Here is an 18,023-nt window from a genome sequence, read left to right on the forward strand (position 1 = left end):
CTGCCGCTAGCGGCTCAAAGGGTGACGTTGCTGTTTCTTGATGGCAATTTCAAGTTGAGGGTGCGCAATACTGATATCGTGTGCCAGGAACTTACGTTTAATCCGGCTATGGAGATCATGGGTCAGACTGAGCCGGTGGCCAGTCTCTGCTGCATAGGCCCGCACTTCAAAATTTTGTGCGTCTGCAGTAATACTCAGAAAAAACACCTCGGGTTCAGGATTGTCCAGAACCAGTTCGCATTCATCTGCCGCCTCAAATAACAGCCGGGTCACCAATTCAGTATCAGCCAGATATTTCACACTGATAGCTATGGTTACCCGGGTAATGGAATCCGATAACGACCAGTTGACAAACTGCTCTGTGACAAAGGCTTTGTTGGGCACGATGACTTCTTTTCTGTCCCAGTCGACAATGGTGGTTGCCCGTGTATTAATTTTTGCCACAATCCCGGTAAGATCGCGAATGGTGACCGTATCTCCAATGCGGATAGGCTTCTCAAACAAAATGATTAAGCCGGATATAAAATTGGCGAAAATTTCCTGCAGACCAAAACCCAGGCCGACACCCAGTGCTGCAATCAGCCACTGCATTTTTGACCAGTCAAAACCTATCAATGCCGAACCAATAATGATACCAAAGAAAATGGCCATATAGCGGGTCAGGGAAGTAATCGCATAGCCGGTCCCCGGACTCAGGCTAATGTGTTGCAGTACCAGCAGCTCCATTGCACCGGGTAAATCACGGGCCAGAATGGCAGTCAGCCAGAGCGCCAGAATGGCGAGCAGCACACTTTTCAGCGTGATATGGCTGAGTTGTTCTATTCCGTCGATATTGGCATTGACGTCCCAGAGTGTAATGTCTTCAAGGAAGCTGGTGGCCTGATATAAATCTGACGACAAGAGCGCCAGAATAAACAGGTAAATCAGTAGCAACAGCGAGCGTAAAAGCCGCAGTGACTGCGCACTGATGACATCCAGATCGACTTCTGGCTCTTCAATTTCAATATGCAGTTCACTGCTTGATGGTTCCTCTTTGCCTTCAAGTAATTCAGCTCTTCGCTGCGCCAGTATTTCCTGACGTTTTGCTTTGGCACGTTCGAAAGCCAGCCTGCGTCGCTGAATCAGCATAAGGCGTTTGATCAGGTAATACACCAAGAGGGTAAACACGCCCAGCACTGCAGCATATTCGAGTTTGGACATCAGTTTTTGCGCCGAGCCCAGATAGCCCAGCAGTGCAAAATAGTTAAGCGCTTGCGGTAATAAAATCAGCAGCCACCAGAATAAGTGATGGCTGAGATGCAAATGGCCTTGAGGTAGGTCCCGGTAGGTCATAGGAATACGCTCATTGGCCATTTTCCACATAAAGTAACTGACGGCTATGTTGCTGATGATAAAAGCAAGTCGTCCTAGTGTGGCGTTCACATCAATATCGTTGTAGAAGAAGGCAAAGTTTTGGATCACCATCATAGGGAGGTAAACCCAGAGCAATCGGCGATAATGGCCGAAGCAGCGCATGACCAGATTGGGCTGCCAGTCAAAATGTTTGATGAGCAGGCCGTCCGGCCGTACCAGCTCCCTCATGAAACAGTACATGACCAGAGGCAATGGCAGTGCGAGGGCCTGGCCTAAGTGATGGATGAAAGGCAGTTGCCAAAGCGCGCTTAACAGGGCGCCAACGACGGCGACCACCAGTGGTGCCGGCCAGGCAAACAGGCCAGAGCAGATGACATTGATCGTGCTGAAGCTGAACCTGTCTTTGGTGACTTTACCTATATACTGACTGGTTTCTTTTAAATATTGCTTCCAGCGTGCGCGGCTCCAGCTGAGGGCAATAATCAGCAGTGCGACAATGATCAGACAGAAAGCCAGTAGCACAGGATCGGCAACCAAAGGGACTTTGAGTAAGCCCAGCCAGTGCGACGGTGAAAAAAACCACTGCAATTTTTCCAGTGTGTCGGTCGCTAATTTGATACTGAAAGCGTTGCTGTCCGGCGCCAGAAACAGCAAGCGTGCCGCTCTGTTTTTCAGGTTATTCAGTGATGAGTCCAGCCGGTCATAGGCGACTTTCAAGGTTGCTTGCTGATAAATCAGGATGTCGCTGCTGTCTATCAGCTTTTCTAACAAAGACAGGTTGTTCTGAATGAGTTCGGATTGCAGTGCTTGCTGATCTTCGGACAGATTTTTTTCTGGCGCAGACTTTGCGCTTTCGGTCAGATCTTCAAACCGTTGCTGGTATTCATACTTACGGATCTGATTTTGAGCGATGTTATTGTCGAGCTCTGACATATCCGGCGGATCTGGCAGTCTCTTGAGCCGCGTACGCATGTTTTCACTGAAAGCAGGGCTGAGGGACAACCACTCGGCCATGTTATTCAGATCCTCTGCCGTTTTTGCCACTTGTTCTGATTGCTGATCGGTTTTTTCCTGTTGCAACTGAACCTGATCCAGTTGATCTGACAACGAGGACAACACACGGGCATAGCGCCGGTTTTCTTCACTGAGCTGTTTCAGTTCAGGGGGAAGATCGACCAGCTCTTGTACAAGTTCATCGGTATCGACGGCAGACTGTTCGGCATCGGTTCTGAGTAGCCGGTTCAGCATCAATTGCAGATTGTTACGATATGCTTGTCTGGCCTCTATTTCTACATTGACCAGCTGGAGCTTTTGCTTGCTGAGCGTGCGGCGATTATCACCCGTCAACTGTTCGGCTTCGAGGGCAGACAACTGGTTGTCATAAAACTCATACTCAATGTTATGAACCAGCAACAGCGGGTTATCACGATCTCTTTCCGCCTGCTTGCGGGCTTTATCTGCATTATCTATCTGTTGGCGCAGTTGTTCGACCCGTTTTGGAAACGCATCAATACTGCGTTCTATGTCTTCAATCTCGTTGCGATAGTTATGTCGCTGTAACTCAAGCTGCTCTAACTTGTTGTCCTGTTCAGCTATCTCAAGGGTAAGCTGATCCTGGCTCCATTGGCTAAAGTCTGGAAAGTTTGAGGCATTAAAGTCACTGATTTGAGTTTTTATGGTTTCCGTTTGCTCATTGAAGTTATCCAGCAACTGCTGGTTCTTTTCGATTTGCGTTTTATAGGTTTGCGTTTTTTGCAGCTGATCCTGAGCCTGAAGTAGTTTCTCCAGTAATTTTTCATTCTCAGGCGTTGTCTCCAGCTCGTTGGCCAACGCAATCTGTTTGTCCAGTGCTTTACTGTAATCGGACGTTTGCTGGGTGGTGGCGGAATTTGACTCTTCACTGGCGTAGCAGGGAAAGACGGTGATCAATAAGACTAACGAGAGTACGAATACGGTGAGATTACGCATAGTGAAGTGGTGAGACTCAAATAAGAATTATCTTACAAGTGTAGAAATAAGCGTGTGTTAGGCCTAAGAAAAAACCGATTTGATCTTTTGATCATCGCTTACGATAAGAAAGTACAACTAATTGGGAAAAAACCTTGACCCGATTAGCACAAGTCAGTAAATTAGCCGCCGTCGACGCGACAGGCGTTGGCAACAATTTGGTGAGGTGTCCGAGTGGCTGAAGGAGCACGCCTGGAAAGTGTGTATACGGCAACGTATCGAGGGTTCGAATCCCTCCCTCACCGCCACATTCAGGAGAGATGGCTGAGTGGTTGAAAGCACCGGTCTTGAAAACCGGCATACGTTAATAGCGTATCTAGGGTTCAAATCCCTATCTCTCCGCCACATTTGAAGAAACCGCTGAAGCATCAGCGGTTTTTTTTTGCCTGAACCTTGGCAGGATGAGATAGGGTGAAGAAGCCTGGAAGGGGGCGGACGGCCAGTCTCAGCCGAGCCATAAATCCCTATCTCTCCGCCACATTCGAAGAGACCGCTGAACTATCAGCGGTTTTTTTTCGCCTGAACCTTGGCAAGATGAGATAGGGTGAAGAAGCCTAGAAGGGGGCGGACGGCCAGTCTCAACCGAGCGGAGCGAGACCACGTTGCCCTTCAGGCAAACCCATATTTAGTCTGATGTATATCAGGCCGCTAAGCCTGTTGAAATACCGCGACACCCCATCCGGATTTCTTTCGCATCCATCATCCTGCATATTCAATATAGGCATCAATTAGCTTAACTCTGCAGCCATATACTCTCTGATGAATATTGAACCGAATTATCTCAGAATAAACCTGCCTAGAAAGACAAACGTAAAAAATATTGACACATGCTTTTATGGTAAAAATGTTTATGTGTAGAAAGCCTTTATCAACTATCTAATTTAACTGAATAATTGAAATTTAATACTTAAGTTTACTACCAAACTAAACTTCCAGTGCTAAAAATAAGAAGGTGATTTTTTATATAATTTTATTGAGATTAATAAGACAAATAAGTCTTAAGGTTTAAATGTAAGACCAATTGCAACTTCATGTTTTTAAATGATTAACTTTAAATGCCTTCACGATAACTTTATTATTTGTCATTTTTTTTACGTGAACTAAAGTTAACTTTATTAAAACGCTAATATAATAATGAAAGGACGAGTAGGAATGTCTAGAAAATCATACACTAGATTGGCATTAGTGTCGGACGAGAGTATTCAGTCTTCAATTCTGAAAGAGTACTTGGTAAAGAAGCTTACATTTTCCATAAACTGTATAAAGCTGGATGAAATCAGCAAGTTATCAGCTAAGCAGATAGAAGAGACATTGTTCATTTTAGATTCTGCCAGTATCACGCCGAAATCGAGTGAAAAGTATCTGAGTATCATGGCAGATAAAGAGGTAATACCTTCTGAAGTTCTGATTAATGTTTGCACTGATATTAAGGTCGATGAGCTTAAGAGATGGCCGAATTTGGTGGGGGTTTTCTATACCAGCGATTCACTTGATCTGTTATCTGAAGGGTTGCTGAAGATACAAAGTGGTGAGTTGTGGTTTAGCCGTAAGTTATGCCAGGAACTGATTTCCGAATACCGCAGTACTCAAGCCAATATCCCAAAATTGAGCGTAGAGTTAACGACAAGAGAAAAAGAGATTATGCAACTATTGGTCTCAGGGGCATCTAATTTGCAAATTGCCGAGTCCCTGTTCGTGAGTGAAAATACAGTTAAAACACATCTCCATAATGTGTTTAAAAAAATTAAAGTTAAGAACCGCCTGCAGGCATTCATGTGGGCTAAGAATCATACATTCAATAGCTTATTATCATGAAATATCCATATTTGATGCTTGTATATCTAGCCATTGTTTTTCCTGCGGTTAGTGCAGTAAAGGGTGAGTCGATTGAGTCATCAAAACCGATTGAGAATGGACCGTCATTGGAAAATGATGAGCCGCTTGAAGTTCAGGGTCGATTGGAATCGTTAGATAGTTTGCGTGAAATTGATGGTGTAGTGATCGACAGGACAATGACTCGACTAGGTGAAGAGTTTTATTCTCTCTTTGCACAAAAATTAGAAGATCAACTTGATGAGTTAAAAGAGAATATTTCTGTGAAGGAAAGGCCGACAGCGTTATCAGGTAGTATTATTACTGTTTTTCATCGGCAAAATATCATATACAGAACGGCTTTATCTCCAGGAAGAAAAAATGTTGAAGATAAAACGGATCAGGCTGTTTCAGCGGTTAAGAATTATGTATTGAGATGGCGGATAGAAAGGTATTTAAAAGATACCTTCGATATTGACTACGACGAAATTTAAGAGGTCAGAACATGAAAGGGAAGGTATGTTGTTTATTGTTTATGAGTTTCTGGACAATTGATGTCTCAGCAACCGAACTAATTTATACGCCGGTGAACCCTAATTTTGGTGGAAGCCCATTAAATGGTAGTTATTTATTAGCAGGAGCTAATGCTATTAATGACTATAAGCCGCCACAAGAAGCCAGTTTACTGGGTGAAGACGAAAGCAGTATACAAAGATTAGCGGCGAACTTGGAGTCTCGCTTAATCGGTCAGCTACTTTCCGATGTAGGTAACGGAAATACAGGGCAACTCAGTACGGATGATTTTCTGTTGAACATAGTCGATAACAATGGTGCTTTGATGATTCAAGTCACTGATAAGGCGACAGGTGAAACATCCACTATACAAGTTAGTGGCTTAGTGCCTGATATGTAAGGAGACGATCATGAGACTCATAGCCTTATTGTGTTCTACATTAATTTTAGGTGGTTGCTCTCAGTCTATGAGCATTCCGGCACCTAAAGATGAGCCAACACTGATGCCAAGAGGGGCTACCTATTTAGATTTAACCTCTTTGCCCCTACCCCGAGGTCCGGTTTACGTGTCGGTTTATGATTTCCGGGATCAAACCGGCCAGTATAAACCTCAGCCTAATAGCAACTTCTCTACTGCGGTTCCGCAAGGAGGAGCTGCAATGTTGACAACAGCGCTGCTCAATTCTAAGTGGTTCATACCATTAGAGCGGGAAGGGCTTCAGAACTTGCTTACTGAACGTAAGATTATTCGTGCGGCTCAGAGTAAGCATGAGACACCGAAAAACCATGGTAATCATCTGCCCTCTTTGATGGCGGCCAATATCATGGTTGAAGGTGGAATTATAGCTTACGATACTAATATTCAGACCGGTGGAGCGGGAGCAAGGTATTTGGGAATAGGGTTATCTTCCCAGTACCGCACTGATCAGGTGACGGTGAATGTCAGGGCGGTTGATATTCGCAGTGGTCGTATTTTGTTGAGTGTCACAACCAGTAAAACAATCCTGTCTCAGGAGCTGCAAACCGGTATTTTTAAATTTATAGATTATAAAGATCTCTTAGAGGCTGAGTTAGGGATAACAACCAATGAACCTGTAAATGTCGCTGTAATGTCAGCGATAGATTCTGCAGTAATACAAATGGTTGTGGATGGGATAAAAACGAACCTCTGGAAGCTTAGAAACCCTTCAGATATATCAAATCCCGTCATTCAAAAATATACAGGAACCACTCAACCAATTATTTAGTGTTTTGAGTAGTTACATTTCTTTCTCTCCAGGTGTTATTTTATTATCGATGACAATCATCTCACACAGGTGATTGTCTTTTTTTTGTATTAAATGTTTAAATTATCCTGACAATAATTATGATTGTTTAGCTGATAAAGATAGACTTGTTTCTTGTGTGTCATGTAAATCACCCGCGCCCTATCTTGCTGATTTAGTTATATTTATTTTAATTTTTTTGTGAATTGTATAGTAACAAAGTGCTAGCAAAAAAATAGATACAATCATCATAAAGTTCATAGGAAATAGCTAAATAAATACCATAATGAAATTACAAACAAGGCAAGGTGATTTCGAGGGTTACAGCAATGAAGTATCAATTTCCTAATAATTCGAATGCGGTGGCCTTATTAGGTGTTATTTTAAGCTTCCCTGCTTTTTCAAGTGATCTGGCAAGAAATGAATTAAGCAGAGTGTCTGAATTGTCAGATGACTTTAATAATGTGGCAAGAGTCGAATTAAAAAATGCGTATGAGAGTTCAGCGACAATTAACCAATCGCATTTGTTTGGCTCAGGTAACAAAGCGCTAATCAGACAATCGGGATATAACAATAACGCTAATATTGATCAAATTGGTGGGGGGAACCTCTCTTATATCGAACAAAATGGTAATGATAATTATGCTGCCATTTATCAGGCCGGGTGGAACAACGAAGGCGCAATTATACAAAATGGCAATCAGAATCGTGCGGTACTTTCCCAAACGGGAATAGGGCTTAGCGAAACCATTAACCAGGATGGTGATGGTAATATGGCTTTCGTTATTGATAAGCCAAATGTGAATTACTCTGGTTTTAACATCAATCAATCAGGTAATGAGCAAATACTAATAGTCAACGGAATGAATAAACAAATAACAGTCCATTAACACAATGTAAGGAATATCACATGAAAAAGTTAGCTCTGGTAATTTCTGCGCTGTTGGTATCTGGTGGTGCGCTGGCGGTAGATAACGAAGCTGATGTAAGTATTACAGGTTACAGTGATAACAATGATGTTTGGATTTATCAGGAATCTCCAGGAAGCTGGGGTAACGAAGCAGTGGTCGATATCAGCGGTGGTTCCGATGACAACGAAATCGATATTGAACAAGATGGTTCGGATAACTACGGTAAAGTCGAAGTAGCCGACGACTCAGAAGATAACGAGTTGGAAGTGCTGCAAGACGGTGACGATAACACGGGCCGAATCAGCCTGGATGACCATGCAGATGATAACTATGTTGTTCTGAACCAAAATGGTGATGGCAATACCGCCGATGTAGATATTGAAGGTGGTGATGACAACCATGTTGATGTTGACCAGTATGGCGATGACAACAAAGTGTATGTGGACATCAAAGGCTATGGCGCAGACAACAATGACGTCTTTATCAACCAATATGATGATGATGCCCGTGTCTACGGTAAAATCCTGGGTGACTCACACCGTAACGATGTGAATATTGATCAAACATACGCTGATAAAGCGACCTTTCATATCAGCAACTCTTCACATAACGATGTTGACATCCAACAGTTCTAATAACGTTGTTGAAATTAAATTGAATGACTAGTTATGTGTAAACTTATGACCAATAAAGCGGCGATTATCGCCGCTTTCTGTTTTTATCCATCGCTGGCGATAAGCCAGACGGAGAAGCCGTTTGATATTAGCTGTAGTCTGGACGGGGAATCAGTGGCGATAATGATGATGTCGGAAAGCGGTGAGCGAGTCGCCTATTCACTGACCTCACGTAGTGGAAATAAAATGCGCTCAGCAGTAAGTGGCTCCAGCAAATCTAGAATGTCATTAAGTAAAGCTCAATTCCCTGTCAGTATCACGGTTGATGCCACTGGTGAAACGTCTCAGCTGATCGTCACTGACGATTGCCAAATTACCACCCAGACACCTCATTCCTGAGGTGTCTCAATACTCATGGCATCTTAGATTGCCTTGTAGTACTGTGCGCCCCCAGAATCGCAGATTGATGCAAATTCAGAACAGTTTGTCCTAAACATCGGGATGCATAATGGCTGAGTTTGCTTTGGTGTATGGCTATGTGCGTGAGTGCACAGAATGTTATCACTTTACGCTTTAAGCTCTCATTCCGATTTCAAAATTGCTATTATGTGAGGCTGATTCCGATTATAGCGCCTGAGTGCTGGTCGGTTTTATTGGTGATGAGGGTATGGAGGCATGAGTATTGGCCGTCAGCTAATGCAAAAAGCTATCCTGTTTGCCCGTCGTAACGGCGCCAGAGGGATCGCGTTAGAGACATCGCACGGAAACCTGACCGCCCAGGCTCTTTATGAGTCGTTGGGTTTTCAGCGCGATGAAAATTATTATCACTATTATTTGACTGTGTAGCAGTAACAACATTAATGCTTGGTTAATACTATGTATATTCAGAGAGTTATGCCCAATCGTGATGACGTTCGAGTGATCCTCAGCGCATCCGATGATTATATGTATAGTCTGTACCCACCCGAGACGAACAATCTGGAAAGTGAGGAAACCCTCATGAAGGATAATGTTCATCTGGTCGGCGCCTTTGTACGCGGTGCATTAGCCGGTATTGGCGCAGTGAAAATGATGGATGATGACGGGCAGTACGGTGAAATCAAGCGTATGTTTGTGCTGGATAACTATCGCGGCCTGGGTATATCCCGGCAAATTATGGAGGCTTTGCACCAGTACCTTAAGCATAACGGTATCGGCATTGCCCGCCTGGAAACCGGCGTGAATCAACCTGAATCAATTGGCCTATATCAAACCATGGGTTATCGGGTTTGTGAGCCTTATGGTCAGTACCAAGCGCACCCGCTCAGTATTTTCATGGAGCTTGACCTGAATTCGCTGGACAGTTAGCAGGACGTTTGACATGTCATGGAGGACAGATGTCAGTAGAAGCAAAAATTAATGCATTAGGTCTGGTGTTACCTTTGGCCAGCGAGCCGCAGGGCAGCTATGCCAATTGTGTTCGTAGCGGAAATTTGTTGTATGTATCCGGTAAAGGACCTGTTGCCGGTTTAGCCGAGGCTCCTAAAGGAAAGCTGGGGCGAGAATACAATGTTGAGGAAGGTTACCAGTTTGCCCGAATAACAGGTCTGGATATTTTGGCGGCTGTTAAGCTGGCGGTCGGGAGTCTGGATAAAGTCAGCCGGGTGGTGAAACTCCAGGGATTTGTCAATGCAACTGAAGATTTTGAGCAGCATCCAAAGGTACTTGATGGCTGTTCCGATCTGATGGCAGAGATTTTCGGAGAAAAAGGTGTACATGCGCGATCCGTTTTTGGTGCCATGTCCGTCCGTGGCAATTTACCTATTATCATCGACTCCATCTTTGAAATCGAAGACTAGCGCGTCTTCAGTCATAGCCCCATGACGACCCATCTGATGTCGAATCAATACCACGGCTCCTGTCAATGCGGGGCCGTGACCTTTTCTATCTTTGGTGAAATTAAAGCCATTACACATTGCCATTGCTCTATGTGCAGAAAAAGCCATAGTGCTGTGTATGCCACTTATGCGGCGACCTTGAAGGATAACTTTAGCCTGAAAGGTGAAGAGCATCTCACTGCGTTTTCATCCTCCCCCGGCGTTATTCGTCGGTTTTGTAAGCACTGCGGAGCCAGCGTACAGTGGCTGGACAGCGGTAAATACAGTCATGAGTGGGTGACATTTTCACTTCCTTTGCTGGATACGCCTTTTACTCCCAGAAAGCAAAAACATATTTATATCAATGATAAGCTCGTTTGGTTAGCGGTTTGTGATGAGCATAAAAAATACCCAAAAGGGCGCGGATAAGCCTCTCTTCTGTATTTCTTCTGTAAAAAGTGAGAGTTAGCGCAATCAATCAGGCTTAGATCCTTGATCTGGTTCTCTACTAAAGTAATGCTACAAAGCTTTGTGCAACTGAACTCACTGCATTTGTGTGTTGATGATCCTGTGATTGAGAAATGAAGCCAGCTTTCGAGCTTTGTCATGGCTCCGAGCGTTATCAGGTTCCATTTCTGCGAACTGTTGCAACTGTTTAAACACCGTATAAATTTGTCCAAGGAAGATCATGCTTATCAAACGGCCAGGCTCCCGGTATCAACTAAAACCGTTTACCGCGCAGGACTATTCATTACTCATGGATTGGGTAACGGATGAGGAGTTTAATTTACTTTGGGGAGGACCTGTGTATCAGTTTCCTCTGACCATAGAACAGATTGAGAAACATATTGCCCGTCCCGAAGTCCATCCCTATTTATTTCAGGTCGAAGGCCAGACAAAAGGCTATGTCGAGTTATACCAATCAGCACCCAAACAGTGCCGGCTTTGTCGTGTACTAGTGGCGAATGAATCGGACCGTGGTAAGGGCTATGGCCGGATGCTGCTGGATATGGCGGTGGAGAAAGCAGAGTCTGAGTTCGGTGCCGAGGTGGTATCATTAGCCGTGTTTGAGCACAATTTTCGTGCAGTAAATTGCTATCGTGGTATGGGGTTTGAAACGTATCAGGCTGATCGGGCGACTCGCGTTTTTAATGGTGAACCCTGGACTTTACTGCAAATGAAGAAGTTATTGTAACTATCCGGTTCGGCTTGCAGAGACACTCAGTGCTACTCTCAATAAAGAATGACTGAATTCTCCTCTTTGGTAGTGATACCAAGGTATCTTGAGCTGTATTCTGGCTATCCGGCCAGATTTGCCGCCCCTATGATGAGGTATGCCCATGAGCTTGGAACAATTCAAATATGTCAGCTATATCGCGGCAAAAGATACTGATGTCTGGAATGCTTTGCTGGATCCGAAAATGACCCAGCAATACTGGGGGCATGTGAATGAATCTGACTGGAAAGTGGGCAGCCGGTGGGCGCATATTCGGGCTGACGGCTCTGAAATTGAAGATGTGACGGGAAAAGTGTTGCTTATTCATCCACCTCACCATTTAGTGCTGAGCTGGCAGGAAACCGGAGGGCACCATGGTGTGATGCATTCATCTCAGGTGAGTGTTGCGCTGGAAAACCTTGGTGAAGACACCCGGATAACGGTTATCCACAGTGACTTGCAGTCGGGTTCGCTGAGTTATCAGGATGTCAGTGAAGGCTGGCCCGCGGTGATCAGCAATTTAAAAACCTTGCTGGAAACGGGTCATGTAATGGCCAGCGATATCTGGTCGGCCAATTAGTAACAGGTTACTGACGTTTGGTAAAACCTGGTGCGGCATCAGAAGCAGGGTGTTCCAGGTTGGTGATTGGGTATGGATGCTCTGCTTTAAATTGCTGTTTCATTTCATACATAGCAAAATCTGCCTCCTGCAGCAGTTCTGACAGGCTTTTGCTGCCCGGAGTATAAACGCTCAGGCCGATACTGGCCGAGAGCGATAATTCGCGATGGAGGAGCTGAATGGGGATTTTGAGTACGTGGTCCAGCGTGTTCATCAGAAAGTTCGACACATACGCCTGATTGACCGACTGAGGGAAAACCTGGATCACAGCAAATTCATCACCTCCCATCCTGGCAACATACATGCCATCGTGTGTCAGGTTATCAAGTCGACGCGCTATTGTTTTTAGCAACTGATCCCCGGCACCATGCCCCAGTGTATCATTCACTTCTTTGAACCCGTTCAGGTCAATCAGGAAAAACGCAAACTCGTTACCGGATTTCTCAAGATCTTTTAATTTTCTGTTGAGCCAAAGTCGGTTATGGATGCCGGTTAATGAGTCATACATCGCCAGTTGATGGTGTGTTTTCGACTCTTTCATCAGTAAGTAAATCATCATGATGCCGATCAGCAAGGTGGAAAACAGGGAGGCATGGATTAACCAGCGCAGAGAAATAAACCTGTCCAGTTTTGAGCGCAATACATTGTTGGTGAAAAGAAATGTTTTTAACGCATAACTCATCAATTGATCGTAATTATCTTTGACCGCCAGGGTCAGTTCAGTCACGTTCTGTTTGGTGAGCTGTTGCAGCGAAGCTTCGTAGCCTTTAACGATTTGATAGTGATGATTGAAAGATTGCAATGAACCAAAGGTGCTGTGAAGGCGGTTCACCTGGCTGTTGACTTGAATGGAATTAAAGCGGCTTAACAGTATCTCATACTGGAGTAGTACGTCGTTATTATCAGCCCGCCCGGCTTCATAGCTCTGAAGCTGGTATATTAACTCACTGTATTCATCGCTCAGTTGCATCATGAACCAGCTGGCCAGATTCTGGTCTTTACTGACAGACTCAGCATTGGATTCTAAAGAGCTGACAGACACGAAAGTAAACACAATAAGCAGGGGAGCCGCAAAAAAAAGCAGCTTTTTCATTAAGGGCATCCCGGCTAAGTGAAAGACTTTTAATGATTTCAAAGATAACACGTCATGGCACCACATTAATTTCGTTTATTTGCCAGACCATTTTTTCTAGGAAACCCTTATCTATGAGGTTTGGGTACGTATCCAGTGAAAAAATAAGCCAGAAGGGGCCGTAATCACGTACTCTCATCCATTCATCATTGTGACGTACCGCCAGTACAGGTTGATATGTTTCCATATCTTGCCAGTTTAACTCGGCGGTAAATTTATTCAGGGCCGTAAAATGTATGGTGCCGGGTTTTAGCTGATAGTGGTCTAACAAGGCTTGCAGATTAACACCGGAAAATGTTGCTTTGCCATTGACCCAAGGCATAGAGGTGGTGATGGATTCCTGCGGGAGGCTGGCGATATCGTCTCGTGTCAGGCGTATTTCTATGGGCGCATTTTCCGCCGACTGCCCTTTAAGTGTCAACGGAGGTGGTGTGAGAGCAAAAACAGGAAAAACGAAAATAACTCCTGCAAATAGCAGGCCTGACAAGAGGGTATTGGAAAGTGGTGAGATATACTTCCTGAGAATCACATATCCCTCAGCTTCGTGTGCGATTAGTGCGTAAATACAAAGATAGCTATATAAAAGCGCAAAGCAATACTTTTCTCGTATGAATGAGTGTGAAGGGATTATTTCAAATTTGAATTGAATGAGGTCGTTATGTCTGAAATGACAGTTTATGTGGGTTTATATTTTTCAATCATTGGACTTTTCAGTATAAACACACAGTCTTGTTGCGTGACTTTTGTTCCAAAAGTGGCGCGTGGGAGGCGATTGCATATATGAAGTTCCAACTTAAGTTTATTGTCACGCAAGGAAATCAGATGCCAAAGTGTCTTTTTTTAGACATCTGATGCTATTACCGGCGAACCCTAGTTAAAGTGCCTTTGCTGAAGTCATTGGCGCTGTTGATCACGCCGGCATGACAGGCAAATTAAAGTAACGGGCTGAACATATAAAAGCATTGTTCAAGAAATTTATGGCCTAAAGAACGTTCACGCCATTTTGCCGGATCAATCCGGCTGGATTGTTTTATATACTGTTGCTGCAATTGTGCTAATTGCGCTGTAAAAACCGGATTATCTACCGCTAACGTCACTTCAAAATTCAGCCACAGACTTCGCATATCCAGGTTGACTGTACCAATCAGGCAGTGGGTATCATCAACGACAACCGATTTAGTATGGAGCAGACCGCCGTTAAACCGGTGAATAAACACACCGGCATTGAGAAGTTCGGCAAAAAACGAGCGGCTGGCCCATTCCACCATGACAGAGTCGTTTTTGGCAGGAATGACAATGTGAACTTCTGTCCCTCGTTCCGCGGCACTGATCAGCGCATGTAACAAGTGTTCGCTGGGTACAAAATAGGGGGTAGTGATGACCACGCGCTCCCTGGCCTGGTAAATACTGATCAGCAGAACCTGATGGATGATTTCATCCGGCATACCCGGCCCGGACGGAATCACCTGGATCATATCGATGTTGCCAGCAGGCGGGGTTGCGTCGCATTCAGGAACGGGGGGCAAATAACGTTGCCCGGTTTCGACTTCCCAATCCCAGGCCTGAATACAATTGAGCACCGACACGGCCGGACCGGTGACTCGCACCATCACATCAATCCATTGCCCTACACCGGCATCTGTTTTAAAAAAAGCCGGATCGACCAGATTCATGGAGCCGGTATAGGCAATTTGCGCATCAATGACAACAATTTTACGGTGCTGCCGGATATCCAGTCTTCGCAGGAACATACGTAACGGGCTGACAGCCAGCGCTTCTGTCAATTCGATACCGGCATGCTTCATTAAACGCGGCCAGTGGGAACGGAAAAAACGCATACTGCCAGCAGAATCCAGCAATAATCTGACTTTAACACCACGTTTAGCGGCAAGAATTAATGCTGTTGCCACTTCGTCGGCCAGGCCGCCCGGATGCCAGATATAAAATTCCAAATGAATTGCGCGATGGGCCTGCTGTATGTCTGAAATCAGCGAGCGCAGAATGGTTTGCGGGGTGTCCTGCAATGTCATGCTGTTACCCACCAACGCCGGAATGCCGAGGCGGTTCTGACACAGGTCGTGAATGGGTTTGGTATGCAGGTTCATCAGCTGAGGCTGGTGCCCCGGGCAGTTATACAGTTGCTTAAACCAGTTGGCGAAGGGCTCAAACATTTCTTCGGCACGTAATGCCCGCTTTTTGCCAAGATTGAGTTCACCAAACAAGAGATAGGCAATGATGCCACCAATAGGAATGATGTAGATAATCATCAGCCATGCCAGCGACACGCCCACAACACGACGTTTGAATACCACCCGCATAGTGACAGCCGCAATGGCCACCCAATAGATAAACAGGCTGAGCCAGGCTAAGACTTGATAAACGTGATCCATAAAAGCGGCTTGTCTCTTTCTATATGCATACCTGCGCTCTATTTTGCACCCGAATCTCTGTAAAACATAGGGTTAAGCGAAAACTTGACACATTTTATAATGCCGTATGTATCAATAGTGAAGGCGTTATACGCTGAGAAATGTCTTATCTTGTAAGAGCCCCTTATTATTTGAGTATCGTGTATGGCGAACAGAGCGCAATTCAGCTCCCGCATTGGTTTCATTCTGGCGGCAGCCGGCTCCGCGGTCGGTCTGGGCAATATCTGGGGTTTTCCGACTCAGGCAGCCAGCAATGGCGGCGCGGTATTTCTGATGGTTTATTTGCTGATGGTGTTTGCGCTGGCTTATCCCTTGCTGGTGGCCGAGCTGACCATTGGCCGCTATGGCAGTGCCGATCCCATCACCTCGTTGCGTAAAGTCTGGCCACGGCAGAAAGCCTTGATGGGACTGGTCGGGCTGGCGGGTATGATAGCTGTATCGCTGATATTGAGTTTCTACGCGATTGTTGCCGGTTGGCTATTGGGGTATTTGCTGGCACCGATTTGTGAGGCGGTGGGGTTGGTTTCACTGGCTCACTGGCTGGAAGCGTTTGGCAGCGGCCGTAACCTGATACTCATGCTGGTCTTTATGTGGCTGACCGTAATGGTAGTAAGGAGCGGGGTTGCTGATGGGATCGAAAAATGGTCCACCCGTCTGATGCCTGTTCTGCTGCTGCTGTTCGTTGTTATGGTGGTGTATATATTGACGCAGGACGGCGCCTGGAACGGGTTGAAGCTGTACCTGATCCCGGATTTCAGCCATTTGTCTCCCAAGCTGATTGTCAGCGCGATGGGGCAGGCGTTTTTTTCTCTTTCTCTTGGGGTGTGCACTATGATGGTGTACGGCTCGTATCTGAGTAAGTCGGCGAATCTACCGAAAACAGCAGCGCAGGTTGCACTGCTCGATACTGCCGTTGCTTTTATCGCCGGGCTGCTGATCCTGCCTGCTATGTTTGTGGCCCAGCATAACGGCGTGGTGATTTACGACGAGAGCGGGGCATTACTGGCGTCCGATACGCTGGTATTTAGTGTGCTGCCGACCATGTTCGACACTATGGGGCCGGTGGGCATGATAGTCGGCATCTTGTTTTTCGTGCTGATGATCATTGCGGCGCTTACCTCTTCCATTTCTATGCTGGAGGTGCCCGTCTCTTGCGCCATTGAAGAACTGAACCAGAGCCGCAGTACCGCCGTCTGGTGGATAGGCGGGTTAATCTGCGTCATCTCGGCGATCATTGTGTTTAATTTTGACGCCTTGTTCGGCCGGGTAGTGACCACGACCACAGCCTACGCACAGCCGATCATCGGCATGATTTTCGCGCTGCTGGTGGGATGGATCTGGCACAGAAATAAAGTATTGCAAGAAATCCGCAAAGGTTATCCGGCCGTTGCGTCGAGCCTGTTCTGGCGGATCTGGCCCTGGTATGTGCGTATTGTCTGTCCGGTTCTCATGCTGCTGGTCTTTTTCCTCCAGTAACGGATGACATCACAAGGCTGGCGTCATGCGGCAGAGCGGGTATACTGCCGCTTTCCTGAGTTAATCGAACTGCGAACCATGTTTACACTTCTGCATCAAACCCCGGACTTCCTCGTTATTTGCAAACATGCTGGCGTGAGTGTGCATAAAGATGACAATGATCAGCCACTGCTTGCGGAGGTTGCTGCGGCAACCGGAGATAAACAGCTGTATCTGATCCACCGTCTGGATAAGATGACATCGGGCATTTTGCTGCTGGGCCGTCACGCGAAAGCCGCCGCCGAGTTGTCGGGTGGTTTTGCCCGTCGTGAAGTGCAGAAGTTTTATCTCGCTATCAGCAGCAAGAAACCCAAAAAGAAGCAGGGCACAGTGATTGGCGATATGAGCCGTTCACGTCGTCGCAGCTGGAAGCTGGATGCAACGCGAGAGAATCCGGCTATTACCCAGTTTATTTCAACGGCCGCCGGTGGTGGCCGCCGGCTGTTCCTGTGCAAACCCTGCACAGGGAAAACCCATCAGATCCGGGTGGCGTTGAAAAGTGTGGGGGCCGGCATCACAGGTGATGATATTTATGGTCAGGAAGAGGCAGACCGCGGATATTTACACGCATTTGCCCTGCAGTTTACCTTTCAGGGACAAGTCAGCCGCTTTGTCTGTTTGCCTGAACAAGGCTCGCTATGGCAAGTGGCGGAAGTGCAGGTTGCGTTGTCCGAGTGGTCTGCCCCCTGGGACATTTCATGGCCTTCGCTACCTTCAGGGCTGGTTAAACCGCGCATTGATTAACGCCGTTGCCGCCAGAGCGGCAATCCGGTTAGATTCA

The 18,023-nt window shown here is 45.9% G+C and carries 19 protein-coding genes and 2 tRNA genes; 17 read left to right on the top strand and 4 right to left on the bottom strand.

Annotated elements, in window-relative coordinates:
- Positions 1-6: 6 nt before the first annotated feature.
- Positions 7-3,321, bottom strand: a complete 3,315-nt coding sequence (mscM, locus tag Q4491_RS01445; protein WP_303453644.1) for a miniconductance mechanosensitive channel MscM — start codon at positions 3,319-3,321, stop codon at positions 7-9.
- 199 nt (positions 3,322-3,520) lie between these two features.
- Here mscM and Q4491_RS01450 point away from each other — a divergent pair.
- The 15 genes from Q4491_RS01450 (at position 3,521) to Q4491_RS01520 (ending at position 12,127) form a co-directional block, all read left to right on the top strand.
- Positions 3,521-3,608, top strand: a tRNA-Ser gene (locus tag Q4491_RS01450).
- Between the two features lie 6 nt (positions 3,609-3,614).
- Positions 3,615-3,705, top strand: a tRNA-Ser gene (locus Q4491_RS01455).
- An 807-nt stretch (positions 3,706-4,512) separates the two neighbouring features.
- Entirely contained in the window at positions 4,513-5,175 is a 663-nt protein-coding gene (locus Q4491_RS01460) for a LuxR C-terminal-related transcriptional regulator (protein WP_237794150.1), read from the top strand.
- Positions 5,172-5,666, top strand: coding sequence for a curli production assembly/transport protein CsgE (locus Q4491_RS01465; RefSeq protein ID WP_303453650.1), 495 nt, complete (start codon positions 5,172-5,174; stop codon positions 5,664-5,666). Before Q4491_RS01460 ends, Q4491_RS01465 begins: the two co-directional genes overlap by 4 nt.
- 11 nt (positions 5,667-5,677) lie before the next feature.
- Positions 5,678-6,085 (top strand): curli assembly protein CsgF, encoded by a 408-nt coding sequence (locus tag Q4491_RS01470; RefSeq protein ID WP_303453653.1) that lies wholly within the window; start codon positions 5,678-5,680, stop codon positions 6,083-6,085.
- A gap of 10 nt (positions 6,086-6,095) precedes the next feature.
- Positions 6,096-6,932 carry a CsgG/HfaB family protein gene (locus Q4491_RS01475; RefSeq protein WP_303453656.1) on the top strand — a complete coding sequence of 279 codons (837 nt, stop codon included), beginning with the start codon at positions 6,096-6,098 and terminating at the stop codon, positions 6,930-6,932.
- A gap of 347 nt (positions 6,933-7,279) precedes the next feature.
- A complete protein-coding gene (locus tag Q4491_RS01480; protein ID WP_303453659.1) occupies positions 7,280-7,840 on the top strand; it encodes a curlin subunit CsgB in 561 nt (186 codons plus the stop codon).
- Between the two features lie 20 nt (positions 7,841-7,860).
- Entirely contained in the window at positions 7,861-8,496 is a 636-nt protein-coding gene (locus Q4491_RS01485; protein ID WP_303453662.1) for a hypothetical protein, read from the top strand.
- A 33-nt stretch (positions 8,497-8,529) separates the two neighbouring features.
- Positions 8,530-8,874, top strand: coding sequence for a hypothetical protein (locus Q4491_RS01490; protein WP_303453665.1), 345 nt, complete (start codon positions 8,530-8,532; stop codon positions 8,872-8,874).
- A gap of 276 nt (positions 8,875-9,150) precedes the next feature.
- Entirely contained in the window at positions 9,151-9,321 is a 171-nt protein-coding gene (locus Q4491_RS01495) for an N-acetyltransferase (protein WP_303453668.1), read from the top strand.
- A gap of 99 nt (positions 9,322-9,420) precedes the next feature.
- The gene (locus tag Q4491_RS01500; RefSeq protein ID WP_303454265.1) at positions 9,421-9,822 is read left to right on the top strand and encodes a GNAT family N-acetyltransferase; all 402 of its coding nucleotides are present in this window, start codon (positions 9,421-9,423) and stop codon (positions 9,820-9,822) included.
- Between the two features lie 29 nt (positions 9,823-9,851).
- The gene (locus Q4491_RS01505) at positions 9,852-10,313 is read left to right on the top strand and encodes a RidA family protein (protein ID WP_218383063.1); all 462 of its coding nucleotides are present in this window, start codon (positions 9,852-9,854) and stop codon (positions 10,311-10,313) included.
- Between the two features lie 21 nt (positions 10,314-10,334).
- On the top strand, positions 10,335-10,760 hold the full coding sequence (locus tag Q4491_RS01510) for a GFA family protein (RefSeq protein WP_303453671.1): 426 nt from the start codon (positions 10,335-10,337) through the stop codon (positions 10,758-10,760).
- A 259-nt stretch (positions 10,761-11,019) separates the two neighbouring features.
- A complete protein-coding gene (locus Q4491_RS01515) occupies positions 11,020-11,526 on the top strand; it encodes a GNAT family N-acetyltransferase (RefSeq protein WP_192015282.1) in 507 nt (168 codons plus the stop codon).
- 145 nt (positions 11,527-11,671) lie between these two features.
- Entirely contained in the window at positions 11,672-12,127 is a 456-nt protein-coding gene (locus Q4491_RS01520) for an SRPBCC domain-containing protein (RefSeq protein ID WP_052729897.1), read from the top strand.
- 7 nt (positions 12,128-12,134) lie between these two features.
- Here the strand turns inward: Q4491_RS01520 and Q4491_RS01525 are convergent, their stop codons facing one another.
- The 3 genes from Q4491_RS01525 to cls form a co-directional block, all read right to left on the bottom strand.
- Positions 12,135-13,259, bottom strand: a complete 1,125-nt coding sequence (locus Q4491_RS01525; RefSeq protein WP_237794161.1) for a GGDEF domain-containing protein — start codon at positions 13,257-13,259, stop codon at positions 12,135-12,137.
- Positions 13,260-13,311: 52 nt separating this feature from the next.
- Positions 13,312-13,827, bottom strand: coding sequence for an oxidoreductase (locus Q4491_RS01530; protein ID WP_303453689.1), 516 nt, complete (start codon positions 13,825-13,827; stop codon positions 13,312-13,314).
- Between the two features lie 403 nt (positions 13,828-14,230).
- Positions 14,231-15,688, bottom strand: coding sequence for a cardiolipin synthase (gene cls, locus Q4491_RS01535; RefSeq protein ID WP_303453692.1), 1,458 nt, complete (start codon positions 15,686-15,688; stop codon positions 14,231-14,233).
- Positions 15,689-15,871: 183 nt separating this feature from the next.
- Here cls and Q4491_RS01540 point away from each other — a divergent pair, with 183 nt between their 5' ends.
- Both Q4491_RS01540 and Q4491_RS01545 read left to right on the top strand, forming a co-directional pair.
- The gene (locus Q4491_RS01540) at positions 15,872-17,203 is read left to right on the top strand and encodes a sodium-dependent transporter (RefSeq protein ID WP_303453695.1); all 1,332 of its coding nucleotides are present in this window, start codon (positions 15,872-15,874) and stop codon (positions 17,201-17,203) included.
- 78 nt (positions 17,204-17,281) lie between these two features.
- Positions 17,282-17,986, top strand: coding sequence for a TIGR01621 family pseudouridine synthase (locus tag Q4491_RS01545; RefSeq protein ID WP_192015377.1), 705 nt, complete (start codon positions 17,282-17,284; stop codon positions 17,984-17,986).
- The last annotated feature ends 37 nt before the right edge of the window (positions 17,987-18,023 follow it).

This window comes from Photobacterium sp. 2_MG-2023, from assembly GCF_030547675.1.
Classification (GTDB): Bacteria; Pseudomonadota; Gammaproteobacteria; order Enterobacterales; family Vibrionaceae; genus Photobacterium; species Photobacterium arenosum.

What these genes read in the sequence shown, in the direction of transcription:
- mscM (WP_303453644.1), bottom strand. Translation starts at nt 3,321, where the DNA reads ATGCGTAATCTCACCGTATTCGTACTCTCGTTAGTCTTATTGATCACC.
- Q4491_RS01460 (WP_237794150.1), top strand. Translation starts at nt 4,513, where the DNA reads ATGTCTAGAAAATCATACACTAGATTGGCATTAGTGTCGGACGAGAGT.
- Q4491_RS01465 (WP_303453650.1), top strand. Translation starts at nt 5,172, where the DNA reads ATGAAATATCCATATTTGATGCTTGTATATCTAGCCATTGTTTTTCCT.
- Q4491_RS01470 (WP_303453653.1), top strand. Translation starts at nt 5,678, where the DNA reads ATGAAAGGGAAGGTATGTTGTTTATTGTTTATGAGTTTCTGGACAATT.
- Q4491_RS01475 (WP_303453656.1), top strand. Translation starts at nt 6,096, where the DNA reads ATGAGACTCATAGCCTTATTGTGTTCTACATTAATTTTAGGTGGTTGC.
- Q4491_RS01480 (WP_303453659.1), top strand. Translation starts at nt 7,280, where the DNA reads ATGAAGTATCAATTTCCTAATAATTCGAATGCGGTGGCCTTATTAGGT.
- Q4491_RS01485 (WP_303453662.1), top strand. Translation starts at nt 7,861, where the DNA reads ATGAAAAAGTTAGCTCTGGTAATTTCTGCGCTGTTGGTATCTGGTGGT.
- Q4491_RS01490 (WP_303453665.1), top strand. Translation starts at nt 8,530, where the DNA reads ATGTGTAAACTTATGACCAATAAAGCGGCGATTATCGCCGCTTTCTGT.
- Q4491_RS01495 (WP_303453668.1), top strand. Translation starts at nt 9,151, where the DNA reads ATGAGTATTGGCCGTCAGCTAATGCAAAAAGCTATCCTGTTTGCCCGT.
- Q4491_RS01500 (WP_303454265.1), top strand. Translation starts at nt 9,421, where the DNA reads ATGTATAGTCTGTACCCACCCGAGACGAACAATCTGGAAAGTGAGGAA.
- Q4491_RS01505 (WP_218383063.1), top strand. Translation starts at nt 9,852, where the DNA reads ATGTCAGTAGAAGCAAAAATTAATGCATTAGGTCTGGTGTTACCTTTG.
- Q4491_RS01510 (WP_303453671.1), top strand. Translation starts at nt 10,335, where the DNA reads ATGACGACCCATCTGATGTCGAATCAATACCACGGCTCCTGTCAATGC.
- Q4491_RS01515 (WP_192015282.1), top strand. Translation starts at nt 11,020, where the DNA reads ATGCTTATCAAACGGCCAGGCTCCCGGTATCAACTAAAACCGTTTACC.
- Q4491_RS01520 (WP_052729897.1), top strand. Translation starts at nt 11,672, where the DNA reads ATGAGCTTGGAACAATTCAAATATGTCAGCTATATCGCGGCAAAAGAT.
- Q4491_RS01525 (WP_237794161.1), bottom strand. Translation starts at nt 13,259, where the DNA reads ATGAAAAAGCTGCTTTTTTTTGCGGCTCCCCTGCTTATTGTGTTTACT.
- cls (WP_303453692.1), bottom strand. Translation starts at nt 15,688, where the DNA reads ATGGATCACGTTTATCAAGTCTTAGCCTGGCTCAGCCTGTTTATCTAT.
- Q4491_RS01540 (WP_303453695.1), top strand. Translation starts at nt 15,872, where the DNA reads ATGGCGAACAGAGCGCAATTCAGCTCCCGCATTGGTTTCATTCTGGCG.
- Q4491_RS01545 (WP_192015377.1), top strand. Translation starts at nt 17,282, where the DNA reads ATGTTTACACTTCTGCATCAAACCCCGGACTTCCTCGTTATTTGCAAA.